We start from the raw sequence: 18,664 nt of genomic DNA, 5'->3' as shown, positions 1-18,664 counted from the left end.
CGATAAGGGTGCATGGCTACGATCCGGCAAGGAGCCGCGACAGGCGGCGCAAAACGGATTCAGGGAAGAAACGACGATGAGCGATAACCCGTCAGTCGATCAGGAACAGGCAGGCGGCAGGCGTGGGCGTGGCGCAAGCGGTGGTGCCGCGGCACGGCGCGCGGCGCGCAGCGGCGGCGGTCCGGGCACCCAGCTCACCTATATCAAGCGCAAGGTGAACGTGTACGAGGTGCTGAACGAGGAGGGTCTTGCCCTCATCGAGAGGAATGCCGACACGGTGCTGGAAGAGACCGGCATCGAATTCCGCGATGACGCCGAGGCATTGCAGCTGTGGAAAGAAGCCGGCTGCGACGTCAAGGGCGAGCGGGTCCACTTCCCCAAGGGCCTCTGCCGCGAGCTGCTGAAGACGGCACCGTCCATCTATACCCAGCATGCGCGCAACCCGGAGCGGTCGGTGCAGATCGGCGGCGACGCCACTGTTTTCGCGCCGGTCTATGGCCCGCCCTTCGTGCGCGATCTCGACGGCAACCGCCGCTACGCCACGATCGAGGATTTCCGCAATTTCGTGAAGCTCGCCTACATGGCGCCGTCGATTCACCATTCGGGTGGCACGGTGTGCGAGCCGGTCGATGTGCCTGTTAACAAGCGCCACCTCGACATGATCTACAGCCACATCAAATATTCGGACAAGCCGTTCATGGGCTCGGTGACCGCGCCCGAGCGCGCCGAGGACACGGTGGCGATGGCCAAGATCGTTTTCGGCGACGACTTCGTCGAAAACAACACGGTGCTGACCAGCCTGATCAATGCCAATTCGCCGATGGTCTTCGACGAGACCATGCTTGGGGCGCTGAAGGTCTATGCACGCCACAATCAGGCCTGCATCGTCACGCCTTTCATCCTCGCCGGCGCTATGAGCCCGGTGACGGTCGCGGGCACGCTGACCCAGGTTCTGGCCGAGGTTCTGGCCGGCGCCTCGTTCACCCAGCTGATCCGCAAGGGCGCACCTGTGCTGTTCGGCACCTTCGCCTCGTCGATCTCGATGCAGTCAGGAGCGCCGACCTTCGGCACGCCGGAGCCGTCGCTGGTGTCTTACGGTGCAGCGCAGCTGGCACGGCGGCTCGGCCTGCCGTTCCGCACCGGCGGTTCGCTCTGCGCCTCGAAGGTCCCGGACGCGCAGGCAGCCTATGAAAGCGCCAACACGCTCAACTCGACGCTGCTTGCCGGCACCAACTTCGTGCTGCATTCGGCTGGCTGGCTCGAAGGCGGTCTCGCCTCCTGCTACGAGAAGTTCATGATGGACATCGACCAGCTCGGCATGCAGCAGAAATTTGCCGAAGGCGTCGATCTCTCCGAGAACGGCCAGGCGATGGACGCCATCCGCCAGGTCGGCCCGGGCAGCCACTATCTTGGCTGCGACCATACCCAGGCGAACTTCCAGACGGCCTTCTACCGTTCGAACATTGCCGACAACAATTCCTACGAGCAGTGGCTGGCCGAAGGGCAGAAGACAGCACCCCAGCGCGCCAACGAACTGGCCCGCCGCTGGCTGGAGAGCTACGAGGCGCCATATCTCGATCCCAGCATTGACGATGGGCTCAAGGACTTCATCGCCGCGAAGAAGGCGTCGATGCCCGACGCCTTCACTTGAAGGGAGCCCGATACAGGCGGGGCTAAAGTCGCCAGCATCATCCACAAGGAAGTCTGGCGGAGCGCATTCTCCGACCCGGACCCGAAGGGGTAGCGCTTGCCGTCCCCCGACGTGGACATAATTTCCGCCGCGCTGGCCAGCCATGGCCTCATCCAGCGCGGCGGTTTCGTTTTCGGCAATGAGGAGACGGCACCGAATGGCCCGACAGGCAGGCCGGCGCAGTCGGTGCTGCTGATCGGGCAGGCGGGGGCGGCGCCGTGGCCGCATTTTCAGCGATGGCGCGCAACGCAGCCGGCCAAACTCGAAAACCCGCTCGACAGCTGGTCGCGTGAGGTGATCGGCGATGTCGCGAAAAAGTTCGGCGCGCGCGCCGTGTCGCCATCCGACAAGCCCTATCTGCCGTTCCAGCAATGGGCCATGCGGGCCGAAGGGCTCAAGCCGTCGCCGCTGGGCATCCTGATGCATCCCGAATATGGGCTCTGGCATGCTTATCGCGGGGCATTGCTGTTCGATGTCGGGCTGGAGTTTGCCGAGCTTCGCGAACAGAGTCACCTTTGCGATCTATGTGTCGGAAAGCCCTGCCTTAAATCCTGTCCTGTGGAAGCCTATTTGGTTGCGGGTTTTGCCTATGAACGATGCCTTGCGCATGTGCGCGGCCCTGACGGCGGGACCTGTCGCACGGCGGGGTGCGTTGATCGCAATGCATGCCCATATGGGACGGCCTATCGCTACCCGGCCGATGTTCAGGCCTTTCACATGAAGAGCTACGCCGGCCTCTGAGCTCGCTCGGCTGGCCCAATCGCTTTCCCGGCTCGCTTGTTGCCTTTGCCGGCCGACAGGCATATTCAAAGTCATCAGATGACTTGATGAATGTTGCCATGCAGCCAGCCACCCGAACCAATCTCACCGACAGCGCCGCCGACAGCCTGCGAGCCGAAATCGTCAGCGGCCGCTGGGCCGTGGGCGAGCGTATTCCCAATGAAATGGCATTGACCGACCTGTTGTCGGTAAGCCGCGGCACCGTGCGCGAAGCCGTGCGTGCCTTGGTCTCGCAAGGTCTGCTCGATACGCGGCAAGGCTCCGGCACCTATGTCCGCTCGGCAGTCGACCCTTCGGCGGTGCTGGACCGCGTCAAGCGCGCCGGCCTGCGCGACCAGTGGGAAACGCGCGCCGCCCTGGATGCGGAAGCGGCGCGGCTGGCAGCATTGCGCCACACACCAGCGGATCTGGTGAAAATGCGGCGGTTGCTCGAGGCGCGCGGCACCGTGGCCGATGGCGGGCACGAAGCCTTCATCCGCCGCGACATCGACTTCCACAAGTCGGTTGTCGAAGCTTCCGGCAACCGGGCGATGATCGAACTCTACGACTTCTTCACCGGAGCGATCACCGAGACCATCAAGGCGACGCTGTCGGGCGAACTGCCCGAGCCCGATGCGCCGGCCCATGAGGCCATCGTGGATGCCGTGGCCTCCGGCGATCCGGACCGGGCCGCAGCCGCGGTTCGCGCCTTCATGGCGCCCGTACTTTTCGAACTCGACAGGTTACTTGCCCAATGAACCAGACTTTTGTTCCCTCGGGCCGGGCCGCTGAGGCGGTGGCCATCGAAGGTCTCGACGACCAGCTGATCGATGCCGAGGTCGACAGCCGGCCGGCACCGCAGGCGCCGGTTCTGCGCAGCGGCATGGCGCGTTTCGTGCTCGGCGCCAGCCTGGTGCTGATCGCCTTCAATCTCCGCCCGATCTTTTCCAGCCTGTCGGTATTGTTGCCCGAGGTGATGCAGGCGACGGGCCTTTCGCCGGTCGGCGCCAGCATGCTGACGACACTGCCGGTGCTTTGTCTCGGCCTGTTTGCGCCGCTGGCGCCCAAACTCGCGCAGCGCTTCGGCGCCGAGCGTACGCTGCTCATCGCATTGTTGCTGCTCGCCTTCGGCACAGCCCTGCGGGGGCTTGGCACTGTGCCGCTGCTGTTTGCGGCAAGCTTCATGGCGGGTGCGGCAATTGCCATCGGCAATGTGCTGCTGCCCGGGCTGGTCAAGCGCGACTTTCCAGACAAGGCGGCGATGATGACCGGGCTTTATACCATGGCGCTGTGCGCGGGGGCCGCTTCGGCGTCCGGCCTCACATTGCCCATCGAACACCTTGTTACCGGGTCCTGGTCCGGGGCGTTGGCTGTCTGGGCGGTGCCGGCCTTCATCGTGCTGCTGATCTGGACCCCCCAGGCACTCGGCAGCCGCAGGCAGGTTAGCCACAGCGGCTTCCGCGTCGTTGGGCTGTGGCGCGACCGGCTGGCCTGGCAGGTGACGCTGTTCATGGGGCTGCAGTCGGCGCTCGCCTATTGCGTCTTCGGCTGGCTGGCGCCGATCCTGCGCGAACGCGGCTTCGACGCCACGACCGCCGGCGCCATCGTGTCGCTTTCGGTCATGGCGCAGGTGGTGACCTGCCTTGCCGTGCCATCCATCGCCGTCCGCCGCAAGGACCAGCGCGGCGTCAACGTGGCGCTTGCCGCGGCTGCGGTCATTGCACTGCTGGGCATCCTGTTTGCGCCGACCTCGACCATCCTGTTCTGGGCGGTGCTGCAGGGCATCGGTCAGGGCGGGCTGATTGCGGCGGCGATGACGCTGATCGTGCTGCGCTCGCCGGATTCGCATGTCGCGGCCCATCTCTCCGGCATGGCGCAGGGCGTGGGTTACACGCTGGCTGCCATCGGCCCGCTGCTGGTAGGGCTTATCCGCAACTGGACCGGCAGCTTCGCTGCCTCCTCGGTGCTGTTCGTGGCGCTTGGCCTCGGCGTCGCCGTGATGGGGCTGGGCGCGGGCAGGGCGCTACATGTCGGTGCCCGCGCGGAGCCGATCGACGCCGCCTGAGCTTGTCTGGCTGGCCGGAGTCCCTATGTTCGCGACGGGACATCAGAAGGAGCTTTGCCATGGCGACCAAGCGCGACATCGAAATTGTGACGGCGGATGGCGTCGCCAAGGCCGGACTGTTTGGACCTTCGAATGCGAAAGCCGGTGTGATCCTCTACATGGATGCCTTCGGGCCGCGAGCCGCGCTTGACGAGATGGCCGAGCGGCTGGGCAGCGACGGTTACGCGGTGCTAGTGCCCGACCTGTTCTATCGTGCCGGCGCCTATGGTCCCTTCGACGCCAAGACTGCCTTCTCCGAGGAAAAGACGCGGACGGAACTGCGGGCTCTGATCGGCGGCACCACGCAGGAGATGACGATGCGTGACACCGGCGCCTTCATCGAGGCGCTGGCGGATGCTGGCGTTGCTGGCCCGGTCGGCGCCGTCGGCTATTGCATGGGCGGCTCGCGCGCGCTCAATGCGGCCGCGACCCATCCCAACCGCATCGTTGCCGCGGCAAGCTTCCATGGCGGCAATCTTGCCGGTGATGCACCCGACAGCCCCTGGCGCAACGCCGCCAGGCTCAAGGCGCGCATCTATGTCGGCTCAGCCGGCGTCGACGGCAGCTTTCCGCCCGAACAGTCGGCGCTGCTCGCCGAGGCGCTGCGTTCGGCCGGGGTCGACCACATCCTCGAAAACTATGTGGGCATGGGCCATGGCTGGTGCGTGCCCGATCATGGCGTCTATGACGAGGCGGGCGCCGAGCGCCACTGGCGGCGCCTGCTGACGCTGTTTGCGGAGACGCTCAGCTAGCGCCCGGCTTTGCCAATTCCATCGATGTCGGCTATCAGGCCGGCACATGCGTCCGGCTTGCCGTCGGGCGCCGATTTTTTGCCAGCGGAAAATCCTGATGCAATCCTTTGATGTGGTCGTGATCGGCGCAGGCGCAGCCGGCATGATGTGCGCTGCCGAAGCGGGCAAGCGCGGCCGCTCGGTGCTGATCGTCGATCATGCCTCGGCACCCGGCGAAAAGATCCGCATCTCCGGTGGCGGACGCTGCAACTTCACCAACATCAACGCCAGCCCGAAGAATTTCCTGTCGCAGAACCCGCATTTCTGCATTTCGCCGCTCAGCCGCTACACCCAGCGCAACTTCATCAGTCTCGTCGAGCGTTACGGCATCGCCTATCACGAAAAGACACTAGGGCAGCTGTTCTGCGACGGCTCGGCGCGCCAGATCATCGATATGCTGGTGACCGAGATGCGCCACGGCGGCGTCGAGCTGCGGCTTGCGACGTCAGTCGAGAGCGTGACGCGCTCGATTGACGGCTTCGACCTGAAGCTGGACGGCAACAAGGTGCGCTGCAAGTCGCTGGTCGTTGCCTGCGGCGGAAAGTCTATCCCCAAGATGGGCGCCACAGGCTTCGGTTACGAGATCGCCGCTCAGTTCGGCCTGCCTGTCGTCGAGACGCGGCCGGCGCTGGTGCCGCTGACCTTCGACGCCAACACGCTCGAGCGGCTTGCGCCGCTGTCGGGTGTCGCCGTCGACGCCGAGGTTTCCTGCAACAAGACGCGTTTTTCCGAAGCGATGCTGTTCACCCATCGTGGCATCAGTGGCCCGTCCATCCTGCAGATCTCGTCCTATTGGCGCGAGGGCGACGAAATCGCCATCTCGATGCTGCCGGGAACTGACGTCGCCGCCATTCTGCGCGATGCCAAGCGGGGCAACGGTCGCCAGGCGGTGCAGACCGTGCTTGCGGCCCATCTGCCCAAGAAACTCGCGCAGACGATTGCCGAACGGCTCGGCTTCAACGGCAATCTCGCCGATTTGAACGATGCCCACCTGAGGTCGGTCGACGCGGCGGTCAACCAGTGGCGCATCAAACCGGCGGGTTCGGAAGGCTATCGCACGGCCGAGGTGACGCTGGGCGGGATCGACACGCGTGTGCTCGACCAGAAGACCCTTCAGGCGAAGACCGTGCCCGGCCTCTATTTCATCGGCGAGGTTGTCGACGTCACCGGTTGGCTCGGCGGCTACAATTTCCAGTGGGCCTGGTCGTCCGGCTGGGTCGCCGGGCAGGCCGTCTGATCTCTCCGGTCTCTGTCGCCGATCTGCATCCGGTGCGGAGGGCATCGCGACATCCTGCGGATACATAGGTTTCCGATACCGACCGACATCTTTCTCAATCAGAAGGTGTGGTGCGGATGTCGTCAACAATCAAGGCGTTTGCTGTTTCACTGGCGCTCGGAGGCACTCTGGCGATGCCAGCTTTGGCCAACCAGCAGCAATGCTCGTGCGGGAACCTGCAAAGCGTCCAGGAAGAGCTGAAGAACGCGGACTATCTGGCCAAGTTCTTCGCTGACATGGCAGCCCAGCTCAAGGCGGTCGAGGACCCGCTGATCGAGGCGCACAGGGACCCGACGCACCCCGATTCCGATGTCAGCATCCACGATCGCTCGTCGCGAAGGCGGGCCGAGATTATGTTGACGTTCAGGCTGCCCCATCGCCCCGCGCATGGTTACACGGGGCCGGCAACGGTGGATATGAGATATGGCAGCTGCGAGCAGAAGCCGGCCATGCTCGAAGCCTTGCGGGCAGGTTCCCAGTGCAAGGAACTTGCCGACTTTGCCTTGGAACACGAGGCCGCGCATCGCACGAAATGCACAAAAGACACCGTTGCCGCCTACTGGGACCGGTATCCGAGCCAGTTCGCTGCCGAAGAAGCCGAGCGCTACCGCGAGCAGGCCAAGGCCACGCGCGCGTTGCTCAAACGTATCATCGACGAGGGTACCGTTACCATCGAGGCGAAGCTCGAACCGCGCATTTCGGGGCCGCAGTTCGACGTGACCTATTCTTACGTCACGCAATCGGCGGAGATGGAAGGCAACAGCTCGCCGGGATCTGACACCTGGACGCTGAAGGGCAAGACGCGACGAGCGGGCAAGATCAAGAACATCAAGCTTGCCGGCATGTCGTGCACACCGAGCGGCCAGATAAACGACGATATCGACCTGGCGCTGAAGCTCGACGGCCTGACCATGGGGCTCGACAGCAAGTCCAAGGGCAAGCCGGGCGACGTCAAGATCCGCTGCAAGGGTGGTCACGGCATGTCGATGCGGCCGCAGGGCGAGGTCTCTGGCGGCAATATCTTTGCCGATGAAGCCTTCACCATTGGCACCGACGTGTCGCAGGACGTCCGCAGCTTGCCATTCGCGAGATACGTGCCCAGCGGCATGTCCGTCAGTGGAACGAACACGGTCAGCGTCAAGCTGGTCTGCCCGGGCAACTGAGGGAGGCGAAAAAAACTTCCCACCACCCCAAGGATCGCCCAAAAGCTTTCGTCCAAGTGGCGATGATGGCGATGATGCTGGAAGAGGGCGAGGCCTCCGACACTGATCTGGTCGGACGGGCCCGCGATGGGGACAGGCAGGCTTTCGGCGAACTCGTCGGGAGACATTACGACTTTATCCATCGCGTCGCCTGGCGCTGGTGCGGCAACGCATCTGATGCCGAAGACATCGCCCAGGACGTCTGCGTGCGCCTGGGGCGCGCCGTGAGGGACTATCGCGGCGGTGCGGCCTTCACCACCTGGCTCTACGCGATGACGCTGAACGCCGCGCGCGACGCCTTGCGCAAATCGTCAAGGGAAACCGCCAAGACCGCGGCCTATGGTGTTCACACGCTGGTCGCGGAAGGAGCGGCGCCGGTCGAAGACCCGGCGGAAGCCTTGTGGGCGGCGGTCAGGCTGCTGCCGGACAAGCAGCGCGACGCGGTGCTTCTGGTCTATGGCGAGGGCCTGTCGCATGCCGATGCGGCAGAAGCCATGGCAATCGCCGAAGCCACCGTCTCGTGGCACATCCATGAAGCGAAGAAACGGCTGAAGCTGCTCATGCGCTCGGCCGGGGAAGTATGATCATGGTCGACGACACCGAACTGGACATGCTCAGGGGCATGAAGCCGCCGGCGCCTGGTGCAGCCGCCAGGTCGCGCGCGATCGCTGCCGCCATGGCTGCTTTCGACGAAGAAAAAATCGCAGCTACGCCCCAAGGAACCGAACCGGGCAATCGTCTCACCGAGCGAGCAAGGAAGCTCTGGAGAGACATCATGCACAAGAAGCTGATCGCGGCGCCGGCACTGGCCGGACTCGTCGCCCTGCCGATCGCCGGCTACGCCACGTTTTACCTGATGGAGCAGTCGCCGTTCCAGTTTTCGGCGCCAGAGAAGGCGGAACTCGCACGCCAGCGCGCCGAAGCCCCTGTCACAACGGCCGAGCCCCTGCAGAAGCCAGATACCGAACTCGGCAACAGCGTCGCCAAACCGTTGGCGGCCTCGGGGGCGGCCAAGCAGAAGGCGGAAAGCGCAAGCGGCGAGGCTGCCGTCATGAGTGAGATTGCGCCTGCCAGCCCGGTTGCGCCTGCGCCGATGGCGGATGCCGCGGCACGGATGAGCGTGCAGAACATGCCGACGCTGATGGTGCAGCCGCAAGCCACCATCGCGCCTGGCGACATGCCGATGGCGCCGGTCGAAAACCGTGACCGCATCCAGGACTTCAAGACCAACCCGGTGCGCTCGGCGCTGGAGGACCCTGTCTCGACCTTCTCCATCGATGTCGATACCGCGTCCTATTCCTTCGTTCGACGCTCGCTGAAGGAGGGCGTTCTTCCCCAGCCAGACACCGTCAGGGTCGAGGAGATGGTCAACTACTTCCCTTATGACTGGAAGGGGCCGGACCAGGCGTCCGTGCCGTTCAACACGACAGTCAGCGTCATGCCTGCGCCGTGGAACGAGCACACCAAGCTGATGCATGTTGCGATCAAGGGTTATGACGTGCAGCCGACTGAGCGGCCCAAGGCCAATCTGGTGTTCCTGATCGACGTCTCGGGCTCGATGGACGAGCCAGACAAGCTACCGCTGTTGCGCTCGGCCTTCCGGCTTCTGGTCAACAAGCTGTCGCCGGACGATACAGTCTCGATCGTCACTTATGCCGGTGACGCAGGCACCGTGCTCGAACCGACCAAGGCGTCGGAGCGCGACAAGATCCTTGGCGCCATCGATACGCTTTCGCCTGGTGGCTCCACCGCAGGCGAGGCCGGCATCCGCGAAGCCTACCGGCTGGCGCAGAAGTCGTTCGTCAAGGATGGCGTGAACCGGGTGATGCTGGCAACCGACGGCGACTTCAATGTCGGCCAGACCGACGACGACGACCTCAAGCGGCTGATCGAGGACAAGCGCAAGTCGGGCGTGTTCCTGTCGGTGTTCGGCTTCGGCCGCGGCAACCTCAACGACCAGATGATGCAGACCATCGCCCAGAACGGCAATGGCACGGCCGCCTATATCGACACGCTGGCCGAAGCCGAGAAGGTGCTGGTGCAGGATGCATCGTCGACGCTGTTCCCGATCGCCAAGGATGTGAAGATCCAGGTCGAGTTCAATCCGGCCGTGGTCGCGGAATACCGGCTGATCGGCTACGAAACCCGCGCGCTAAACCGCGAGGACTTCAACAACGACCGCGTCGATGCCGGCGAAATCGGCTCGGGCCATTCGGTGACCGCGATCTACGAGATCACGCCCAAGGACAGTGCTTCGCTGGCGATGGATCCGCTGCGCTACGGCCAGGCCTCGACCGGCACAGGCGGTGTCGTCAACGCAGACGAATATGCCTTCGTGAAGATCCGCTACAAGGCACCGGACGGCGACACGAGCAAGCTGATCACCACGCCGGTGACCAAGGCCAACGAAGTCGCGAGTTTCGATGCGGCAGGCACCGACCAGCGTTTTTCGGTGGCCGTGGCAGCTTTCGGGCAGAAGCTGCGCGACGAAGATGCCACCGACAAGTTCGGCTTCGACAAGATTTCCGAGATCGCCTCGGCGGCGCGCGGAGCGGACCTCTACGGCTATCGCGCCGAGTTCCTGTCGCTGGTGCGGCTCGCATCGTCGCTTGAGGGCAGCAACAGACCCTAAAGGTACCGCTGGGGCAGGTGGGCCGGCCGGCGGAAAGGGGGCTTTCCGCCGGCCATTCTTCAATGATCTCCAGGCGGCGGAAAGGGGGCTTTCCGCCGGCCGTTCTTTTGTGATCTCTAGGCGGCCAGCCGAAAACGGGTGGCGCTTCGGAGAATGTTGATGGCTGACCGGCAGCTTGACGAATGGGATATCGCGCATGGCGGCCTGCGCTCGCTGTCGTCGCGTGAGATCAAGATTTTCTGGGACGGCTATCTCGCTCGCCGCAACGACCCCAGGATACGCCATGGCAGCCTCTATTCGCGCTGGCGGCATGTCGCCGACGATCTGGTGGTTTCACTCTACCTGACCAACCGAAGCGTCGGGCTGTTCGTCAGGGGCCAACGCGGCGAGGGTTTTACAACCACCTTGAACCGGCTGTCAGCCTTCGAGCCGGCGTTGGGCAAGGCGCTCGGCGTCAGCCTGCGTGGCGAGTATGCCCTCTGCTATCTGTCCAACCATCGGGTCGCAATGATCGATCCGGCCAACTGGCCACAGGCCTACGAGTGGCTGGAGAGACAGGAAAAGCACTTCAGTAATGTCCTGAGCGACATGGTTGTCGGCACCTAGACGTCTGGCGAAGCGAAATTTTCTATCGGCAGCCGAAGTGCTCGCCAGAACATATCTATTCACCTGTAACTATCTGAAAATCATCGGAAAACCGATCTGGCAACAGGCTGGAAAGGGAAGTCCTTGCCCGCCCTTTTCCGCACGCGGTCCAGCCGCGGGCGCAGAAATCGTTACGTTCTATCTTGCAAAAGATATATCTTTGAATAGATATAGCGGCATGAAGCAAACATCCTGGAGAGGTACTCACATGTTCAATCACCCCAATTTCAACGATCGTTGCCGCGGAGAATGGTCCATGTCGGGCCAGAACGAAGGCGGCAGGGGCGGCGGCCGCCACGGTCGCGGCGGTCCCTTCGGCCGCCATCGCGGCGGACCCTTCGGCGGCCGCGGCCCGCGCATGTTCGATCCCGGCGCGCTGCGCCTGGTCGTGCTCGGCCTGATCGCGGAGGAGCCGCGCCACGGCTACGACATCATCAAGGCTCTGGAGGCTAAATTCCAGGGCGCCTACAGCCCGAGCCCGGGTGCGATCTATCCGATGCTGCAGATGCTGGAGGAGGCCGACCTCGTCGTCTCCGTCGCCAACGGCAACAAGAAGCTCTATTCGATCACCGAAGCAGGCCAGGCCTATCTGGACGAAAACGCCGCCGAGCTGGCCAAGATCAATGGCCAGATCGAGGAAAACTCGACCCAGGTCAGTGGAGTCGCCCTCGGCGACGAGGTCAAGGCGCTGAACTTCGCCGTGTTCAGCCGGCTGCGCAGCGGCTCGCTGACGGCTGAGCAGGCCGAGAAGGCACGCGAGATCCTCAAGAAGGCGCGCCGCGACCTCGAAGACCTCTGATTCCCGAGACCCGCAAGACTGCTGGAGCTCCCGTCGCAAGGCGGGAGCTTTTTTGTGCAAAACTGAGCAAAAGGCCAGATTTGCGAGCCGTTACGAACAATTCAAGTTAAAGGCAGAGCTCTTCCAAAACCTGATCGCAACGATCCTTGGCTAATATAGCTGCGGGTGAACAAAGGGTGGCTTGAGAATGCAGGTTGGTGGCGTGATGTCGGGTGCGGTTTCGAATGTTCGCACCGCCGACCCCTTGGTGATGCCCGCGAGACCGGAGGCCGCAAACGACGCGGCGCAGGTCGAGCAGGCGGCCGCCAACAGCCATATCTATGTGCCCGCCAGGCCGATCCAGCAGGTTGAGCAGGGCTCAGTTCGAGGCCCGTCGCCATCGCGGATGAGCGCCATCGACGATGCCCACCGCACGGCCTGGTCGGCGCTCAACAACGAACGCTTCCGGCTAGCCATGGAAAAGCTGGCCGACGTCAGGACGTTGGATGCGGTGATGATGATGCGTCCGGTCGAAGGTGCCGGCACCGACGTCAGGTCGGCGCTTGCGCGCTACGAAGAAAACAGCTGACGCCAGCGCATCGCCCCCGAAAATCGGAATCGATTTTCGGAAAACAGAATGCACAGCCCCAGTGAATTGTCTCAGCTGCGGCGGCGACGCTCGCGGCGGCCTTCGCTCGTTTCCGGAGCGTTCGCTTCGGCAAGCTTGTTGCGCATCGGGCCGATGCGCTCGATGATCGCCTCGACGGTCGGGCGCGCGTCCTTCTTGTGGGCGTCGAGCGCCTTGCGCATGGCGGCCAGGTGCTCGAACGAGGTGCCGCAGCAGCCGCCGATGATCTTCGCACCGCCATCGACCGCGAGGCGGACATAGTCCGACATCAACTCGGGTGTGCCCGAATAGTGGATTTCGGTGCCGCGGAATTCCGGGATACCGCAATTGCCCTTGATGATGATGGTGGCGTCGGGCTTGGCTTCGCTCATGTCGAGCAGCGAGGCCAGGATGTCGGAGGCGCCGACGCCGCAATTGGCGCCCACGCCCAGCGGCGCCTCGGTTAGGCCATCGGACACCGCATGGATGTCCTTGGGCAACAGGCCCATCATGGTGCGGCCAGCGGTGTCGAACGAGCCCGTGTAGGTGTAGGGCAGGCCGACGCGGATGGCAGCCTCGGCCGCCGCACGGATTTCGTCCGGCGCGGACATCGTTTCGATCCATGCGACTTCGGCGCCACCGGCCTTCAGGCCTTCTATCTGCTCGGCGAATGCGTCCACTGCCTGGTCGTAGGTCAGCGCCCCGAGCGGCACCAGCAACTCGCCGGTCGGACCGACGGAACCGGCGACGATCACCTTGCGGCCGGCCTTGTCGGCGACGGAACGCGCGATTTCGGCGGCGCGCTTGTTGAGTTCGAAGACGCGGTCCTGGGCGTGGTGGAGCTTCAGGCGATGGCGCGTACCGCCGAAGGAATTGGTCAGGATGATGTCGGCGCCGGCGTCGACGAATTTCTGGTGCAGCGTCTCGATCTTCTCGGGCGCGCTCTCGTTCCACAACTCAGGCGCTTCGCCGGCCTCGAGGCCCATGCCGAAAAGATTGGTGCCGGTGGCACCGTCGGCAAGCAGAACGCCTTTTTCAGCAAGCAGGGCATCGATCGGATTGGCGGTCATCGAGACGGCTTTCATCTATCTGGAGGATGGATAAGGATATAAAGAAGTCTTTATGTCTCGTCAATGTCCGGTGTCGCCGCCGGCGAACACCTCGACCGCAATCTCGGTGCAGATGCCGCCGTTGGTCGGGTAGTGGTCGACCGAGCAGGCGGTGACCACGACCAGCAGGTCACATTCGGCGCGCAGGGTGACGTTGCCGCCGGGCGGATTGATCGAGGCAAATACGTCGATCGTGCCGTCGGGCTGGGGCAGTGAGTTCTGGAACAGGTCGACCGGATCCGGCGTGAAGGGCAAGACGAGGCCTTCCGAGGCGAGGGCGGCGTGCAGATTGTCCTGGCAATTGGGGTGCTGGTCGAATCCGGCACGAACGTAAAGAGCATGGTTGCAGGCCGGATACAGCATGTCGTGCGGGCCCGGCGATGCGTCCTCGATCAGCGTCAGCAGCTTGTTTCCCGTCGTGCCGTAGAAATGTTCGCCAACCTTGGGGAACAGCCGTTCGCCGATGTCGCGGGTGTTCGACGTGCTCAGCCAGTCCTTCATGTCCGATGTGAATGCCCAGAGGTCGGCCACCTGCTGGCCCTTCACATCGGTGATGCGGACAAGCTCGCCCTTGCTGACGCGCAGGGCGCGGCCGGATTGCGGCGGGATGACGATGCTGTGCACGGATTTTCCCTCTGGAGAGCGGCTTGCGGGATCGTTGCGCGAACTTCAACTATGCCTGAGGTAAGCGGTCAACTCGTGAAGAACGAGTTCGCCAGCTTGCGGGCAAAACCTGCCGTCTCATGCGGGTTGATGTCGGCGGCGCGGATCAGCTGCTCGAAATGGCGGGTCAGCGTGCGGATCGGCTCGGTCGCATAGAGCACCAGATACATGTCGCCGACATAGATGGCCGCACGCGCCTGACCGAAGATCGTATAAGGGACGGAATAGCGCAGGCGGCCGTCATAGAGAAACAGCCGGAATGTCGGATAAAGGTCGTCGAGCAGATCGGCCATATGGCGCAGCTGCGCCTTGCGATGGCGATCGGGGAAACCGGACCATACGCCGAGCCCACGGGCGAAGATCTCCAGCGTGTGGCGCGGCATGCAGACCTCCATGTCGGTCTCGGGGCGCCTGTTGTAGTCGATGCGGTACTGGGTCTCGCCGGCCTGCGTCTCGCGGCTCTTGTTAGAGATGTCGGCCTCGTAGTCGACCAGCGCCTCGGTGCGCAGCAGATCGGGAATGCCCGCCGGCACGTAGCGGATCTTGGTGCCGGCAGCTTCCGCGTGCCATTTGGCGATGAGCGTGCGCTCGAAGCCGCCCGACGCCTCCTCGATCTCCAGGCTTTCGCGGATTTCGCCGGTCATGCCTTCGTCCTGGCTGACGCCGAGCAGCCAGTCGAGCGACACCTTGTGGACCGAGACGATCGTCAGCAGCGTCTCGGCGCGCGGAAGGCGCGTGGTGGTGCCTGACAGAAGCTGCGACAGCGCCGAGCGGTCGATGCCGACAGATGCGGCAAAGGCCGACTGGTTCTGGCCCGAGCGCTGCACGAGGATGCGCAGGCGCTCCCTGAAGACATCAGATAGATCGCGTTTGTCCATGCCCTGGCACCTCCCGGATTCAAATTGCCCCGAGGGCAAGTTTGCCTGCGGAAAATAGATTCATCGTCCTGTGTGTTTACTAAGTGTAACATCTGCGGCCTAAGCAGCGCAATGTAAACATTATGTGCGCATTGTCGCGTTGAAGCAGCGCATGATTACTGACAACATTATGTCAGGAATCATTAGGTTCCAGCATTCGGGGACAGCAGGCATAAGCATGGCACAGCGAGGCAAAAGGCGCGGCACGGCCACGGCGGTCGAGTGGCCGACGGTATTTCTCATCGCCGCCTGTTACGGTGCGTGGCTGGTGGCGGGCTTCTTAATCTGGCCGAACTATCCCCTGGTGGCGCTGGCGCTGATGATTTTGACGGTTGGGCTGCAGTCGTCGCTGGTCCACGAGGTGCTGCACGGACACCCGACGCGCAACGCGCGCCTCAACGAGGCGCTGGTTTCGCTGCCGATCGGATTGCTGTGGCCCTACAGGCGCTTCAAGACCATCCACCTGCGCCACCATGCCGACGACAAGCTGACCGACCCGTTCGACGATCCGGAGAGCTACTACCGGGCGCTGTGGCAGCACGACGACCTGCCGGAGGCGATGAAGTTCGTGCTCAAGGTCAACAACACCATGGCCGGTCGCTTCGTGCTCGGGCCGCTGCTCTCCTGCATCGGCTTCTTCATTGACGACGCCAAGGCGATTGCCGCTGGCGACAAGGCCATCCGCAAGGCGTGGCTGCTGCACGCCGCAGGGCTCGCCATCGTGTTGCCGGTGATCCAGTTTGGCTTCGGCCTGCCGCTCTGGCTCTATGTGCTGGTGCCGGTATGGCTCGGACATTCGCTGATCTCGATCCGTACATTCGCCGAGCATCAGTGGTCGGAGCATCCGGAAGGGCGCACTGTCATCGTCGAGCGTTCGCCGCTGGCGATCCTGTTCCTCAACAACAACCTGCACTTCGTCCACCACAAGAGCCCGACGGTTGCCTGGTACAAGCTGCCGGCGCTGTTTCGCGAACGCCGCGAGCACTGGCTCAAGCTCAACAAGGGCTATGCTTATCCGAACTACCTGTCGCTGGTGCGCGCCTATGCGTTCCGCGCCAAGGAGCCGGTCTGCCATCCGGCACTGCGCCGCGCGCCCGAGCCGGGCAGGGCATTTGCGCCGCGTGTCAGGGCGCGCAACGTCAACGGCCTGGGCACTGCTCCCGTGCCAGCGGAACCACCGAAGGAATGATATCGGTTCTGCTTGCCCTGATCTGCATTCAAGCCTGAAATGACATCATGAGCGACTTCATCGCCGCATTGCCCATGTATGACTGGCCCGAGATGCGGGCCGAAGTCGACGCCCGATGGGCGCAACTGCGCGACCGGCTGCACGTCATGGGCGTCGATGCGCCCGTTTCCGTTGTCAGGCGCAATGGCGACATGCCAGCGGTTTCCGGCGGCATCCGCAACGCCGCAAGCGAACTGGTCGCGCCAGATCCTGCGACGCTGCCGCCCGACGAACTCCACCTGCCGACGCTCTGGAGGCATCCGCGGCTCTTGTTCGGCCAGACCTGCTGGGGGCCGATGGAAACAACCGGCCTCGCCGGCGATGTGCGCGTCATCGGCCAACCGAGCTATGACGGCGTCGAGGGCGGGCGCGGAGGTGACTATTCCAGCGCCATTGTCATGCGGCGTGGCGTGGTCGCCGGTGACGTGCCGGCGCCTCGGGGCGAGGCAGCATCCGTGCCGCTCGATCTGATGCGCGGCAAGCGTTTTGCCTTCAACAGCCATGATTCGATGTCCGGCTACGTCGGCATTTCGCGCGATCTGGCCGCGCTGGGCGAGAGTCTGGCGATCTTCCCTGATCTCCATGAAAGCGGCGGGCACCGGGCGTCGATCGTGGCAATCGCCCAAGGGCGGGCCGATGTCGCGACCGTCGATTGCCAGAGCTGGGCGCTGGCCCAGCGTTTCGAGCCTGCCGCCAAAGAGGTCGTGGTCGTCGGCTGGACGGCCAAGCGCAAGGGATTGCCCTATATCACCTCCAGAACAACGCCGGAGGCTGTCGTCGGGGTGCTTGTAGAGGCGCTTCTGGCTTAGAGCTTTGTGCCTCCGAATGGACGCGCAGTGTTTCGATGAACGGAGCGCGCCTTCCGAAAGCCTGCTGCGGTTTGCTTCGCGGCCCTTTGGTCCTGGCCGCTAACCGAGCAGGCGCTTGTCCAGCGGGTAGCTCGACAGCTGCTCGTAGCCGGTTTCGGTAATCAGGATCTGTTCCTCGATCTTGACGCCTTCGTGCCCGCCGAGGCGGCCAATATAGCTTTCGACGCAGACCACCATGCCTGGTTCCAGCACACCGTCCGGCGTGTCGGCAGTCCAGTCGGAGGCATGGGGTAGGGTGGGATATTCGTCTGCGAGGCCGACGCCATGAAACAGCACGCCATAACGCGCTGGATAGCAGTCGGGCGGCGGCACGGCTGCACGCTCGACCAGTTCGCGGAAGCCGATGCCGGGTTTCAGCAGCGCGGTGTTGTAGGCGATCTGGTCGGCGGCGATCCTGTAGAGCTCGCGCTGTTCATCAGTGGGGTCGCCATCGCCGCACAGCCAGGTCCGCGACAGGTCGGCGCAAAAACCGTAGGGGCCGATGAGGTCGGTGTCGAAGGCGACGAGGTCGCCCGCCTCGACAACACGCGACGAGCATTCCTGGAACCACGGATTGGTGCGCGGGCCCGATGCCAGCAGCCGGGTCTCGATCCATTCGCCGCCGCGGGCGATGTTGCCGCGATGCAGTTCGGCCCAGAGCTCGTTTTCGGAAATGCCAGGGCGAAGTGCTGCCTCCATTTCGCCCATCGCCGCCTCGCAGGCTGTGATTGAGCGGCGCATGCACAGGATCTCGTCCGGCGATTTGATCAGGCGGGCGTTTTCCATCACCGCTTCGCCGTTGCCGACCGAAATGCCCAGCCTGGCAAGAGCGTCGACGCCCTCATGGTCGAGGTGGTCGACGGCGATGCGCCTGGCGCCGCCGCCATGTTCGCGGACGACGTCGGCAATGCCTTGCGCCCAGCGCTCGACCTTCATGTCGGTCAACTCGCCGCTGTAGAGATACATCCACGACACCGCCGGACGAACCTCGTCGACGATGCCGGAATGGTCGGACAAATGCTCGCAGGAAAAATAGTCGAACAGGACCACCGGGCCGTCGGTCGCGACGAAACAGTGGCGGGTCGGATTGTGCGCCACCCATAGCTGCATGTTGGTCGAGTCGGTGGCATAGCGGATGTTGACGGGATCGTAGAGCAGGGCGCCGGCATAGCCGCGCCGCCTGAGTTCGGCACGGATGCGCTGCAGCCGGTATTGGCGCATTGCCGGCATGTCGGGCGCCGCGATCCCGGCTGCTGCCCATTCGGCTTCGGCTTGCGCGCCGTAACCAAGGATGTGGCTGTTGAGCCCGGCAGCCTTGGTGCGGGCCTGCTCACGCAGGTCTTCCACCGAGCCCGGCTCGAACGGCATGATCTTGCGGTGGCGGCCGAATTTGCCTTTCGTTGAGGCGTCCATCA

General features: G+C 63.8%; 18 protein-coding genes. 14 read left to right on the top strand and 4 right to left on the bottom strand.

Annotated features, from left to right (window positions below):
- Positions 1 to 76: 76 nt before the first annotated feature.
- The 12 genes from B015_RS0114205 (at position 77) to B015_RS0114150 (ending at position 12,466) form a co-directional block, all read left to right on the top strand.
- Positions 77 to 1,651 carry a trimethylamine methyltransferase family protein gene (locus tag B015_RS0114205; protein WP_018428376.1) on the top strand — a complete coding sequence of 525 codons (1,575 nt, stop codon included), beginning with the start codon at positions 77 to 79 and terminating at the stop codon, positions 1,649 to 1,651.
- Between the two features lie 96 nt (positions 1,652 to 1,747).
- The gene (locus B015_RS0114200) at positions 1,748 to 2,431 is read left to right on the top strand and encodes a hypothetical protein (protein WP_018428375.1); all 684 of its coding nucleotides are present in this window, start codon (positions 1,748 to 1,750) and stop codon (positions 2,429 to 2,431) included.
- A 98-nt stretch (positions 2,432 to 2,529) separates the two neighbouring features.
- The gene (locus tag B015_RS0114195) at positions 2,530 to 3,207 is read left to right on the top strand and encodes an FCD domain-containing protein (protein WP_026227277.1); all 678 of its coding nucleotides are present in this window, start codon (positions 2,530 to 2,532) and stop codon (positions 3,205 to 3,207) included.
- Positions 3,204 to 4,514, top strand: coding sequence for a CynX/NimT family MFS transporter (locus B015_RS0114190; protein WP_018428373.1), 1,311 nt, complete (start codon positions 3,204 to 3,206; stop codon positions 4,512 to 4,514). Before B015_RS0114195 ends, B015_RS0114190 begins: the two co-directional genes overlap by 4 nt.
- A 59-nt stretch (positions 4,515 to 4,573) precedes the next feature.
- Entirely contained in the window at positions 4,574 to 5,305 is a 732-nt protein-coding gene (locus B015_RS0114185) for a dienelactone hydrolase family protein (RefSeq protein WP_018428372.1), read from the top strand.
- A gap of 97 nt (positions 5,306 to 5,402) precedes the next feature.
- The gene (locus B015_RS0114180; RefSeq protein WP_018428371.1) at positions 5,403 to 6,581 is read left to right on the top strand and encodes an NAD(P)/FAD-dependent oxidoreductase; all 1,179 of its coding nucleotides are present in this window, start codon (positions 5,403 to 5,405) and stop codon (positions 6,579 to 6,581) included.
- 116 nt (positions 6,582 to 6,697) lie between these two features.
- Entirely contained in the window at positions 6,698 to 7,783 is a 1,086-nt protein-coding gene (locus tag B015_RS0114175) for a hypothetical protein (protein WP_018428370.1), read from the top strand.
- Positions 7,784 to 7,848: 65 nt separating this feature from the next.
- Entirely contained in the window at positions 7,849 to 8,406 is a 558-nt protein-coding gene (locus B015_RS0114170; RefSeq protein WP_026227276.1) for an RNA polymerase sigma factor, read from the top strand.
- 2 nt (positions 8,407 to 8,408) lie between these two features.
- Positions 8,409 to 10,454 carry a VWA domain-containing protein gene (locus B015_RS0114165; protein WP_026227275.1) on the top strand — a complete coding sequence of 682 codons (2,046 nt, stop codon included), beginning with the start codon at positions 8,409 to 8,411 and terminating at the stop codon, positions 10,452 to 10,454.
- Between the two features lie 159 nt (positions 10,455 to 10,613).
- Complete coding sequence (locus B015_RS0114160) at positions 10,614 to 11,060, top strand: hypothetical protein (RefSeq protein WP_157632739.1); 447 nt, start codon at positions 10,614 to 10,616, stop codon at positions 11,058 to 11,060.
- A gap of 295 nt (positions 11,061 to 11,355) precedes the next feature.
- The gene (locus tag B015_RS0114155; RefSeq protein ID WP_245262175.1) at positions 11,356 to 11,898 is read left to right on the top strand and encodes a PadR family transcriptional regulator; all 543 of its coding nucleotides are present in this window, start codon (positions 11,356 to 11,358) and stop codon (positions 11,896 to 11,898) included.
- Positions 11,899 to 12,085: 187 nt separating this feature from the next.
- On the top strand, positions 12,086 to 12,466 hold the full coding sequence (locus B015_RS0114150; protein ID WP_018428365.1) for a hypothetical protein: 381 nt from the start codon (positions 12,086 to 12,088) through the stop codon (positions 12,464 to 12,466).
- Positions 12,467 to 12,537: 71 nt separating this feature from the next.
- Here B015_RS0114150 and bmt read toward each other — a convergent pair whose 3' ends face one another.
- The 3 genes from bmt to B015_RS0114135 form a co-directional block, all read right to left on the bottom strand.
- Complete coding sequence (bmt, locus tag B015_RS0114145) at positions 12,538 to 13,554, bottom strand: betaine--homocysteine S-methyltransferase (RefSeq protein WP_040456760.1); 1,017 nt, start codon at positions 13,552 to 13,554, stop codon at positions 12,538 to 12,540.
- A gap of 60 nt (positions 13,555 to 13,614) precedes the next feature.
- Positions 13,615 to 14,217: an urea carboxylase-associated family protein gene (locus B015_RS0114140; protein ID WP_018428363.1), complete on the bottom strand. Its 603-nt coding sequence runs from the start codon at positions 14,215 to 14,217 to the stop codon at positions 13,615 to 13,617.
- 68 nt (positions 14,218 to 14,285) lie between these two features.
- Positions 14,286 to 15,134 carry a helix-turn-helix transcriptional regulator gene (locus tag B015_RS0114135; protein WP_018428362.1) on the bottom strand — a complete coding sequence of 283 codons (849 nt, stop codon included), beginning with the start codon at positions 15,132 to 15,134 and terminating at the stop codon, positions 14,286 to 14,288.
- Between the two features lie 217 nt (positions 15,135 to 15,351).
- On the opposite strand from B015_RS0114135, the gene B015_RS0114130 reads away from it, so the two are divergent.
- Positions 15,352 to 16,362 (top strand): fatty acid desaturase, encoded by a 1,011-nt coding sequence (locus B015_RS0114130; protein ID WP_018428361.1) that lies wholly within the window; start codon positions 15,352 to 15,354, stop codon positions 16,360 to 16,362.
- Positions 16,363 to 16,409: 47 nt separating this feature from the next.
- Positions 16,410 to 17,210, top strand: a complete 801-nt coding sequence (locus tag B015_RS0114125) for a PhnD/SsuA/transferrin family substrate-binding protein (protein ID WP_018428360.1) — start codon at positions 16,410 to 16,412, stop codon at positions 17,208 to 17,210.
- 99 nt (positions 17,211 to 17,309) lie between these two features.
- Here the strand turns inward: B015_RS0114125 and B015_RS0114120 are convergent, their stop codons facing one another.
- On the bottom strand, positions 17,310 to 18,662 hold the full coding sequence (locus tag B015_RS0114120) for a Xaa-Pro peptidase family protein (protein ID WP_018428359.1): 1,353 nt from the start codon (positions 18,660 to 18,662) through the stop codon (positions 17,310 to 17,312).
- Positions 18,663 to 18,664: the final 2 nt, after the last annotated feature.

The organism is Hoeflea sp. 108 (assembly GCF_000372965.1).
GTDB lineage: Bacteria > Pseudomonadota > Alphaproteobacteria > Rhizobiales > Rhizobiaceae > Aminobacter.
Note: the sequence above shows the minus strand (reverse complement) of the source record. Positions and strands in the feature narration are given on the sequence as shown.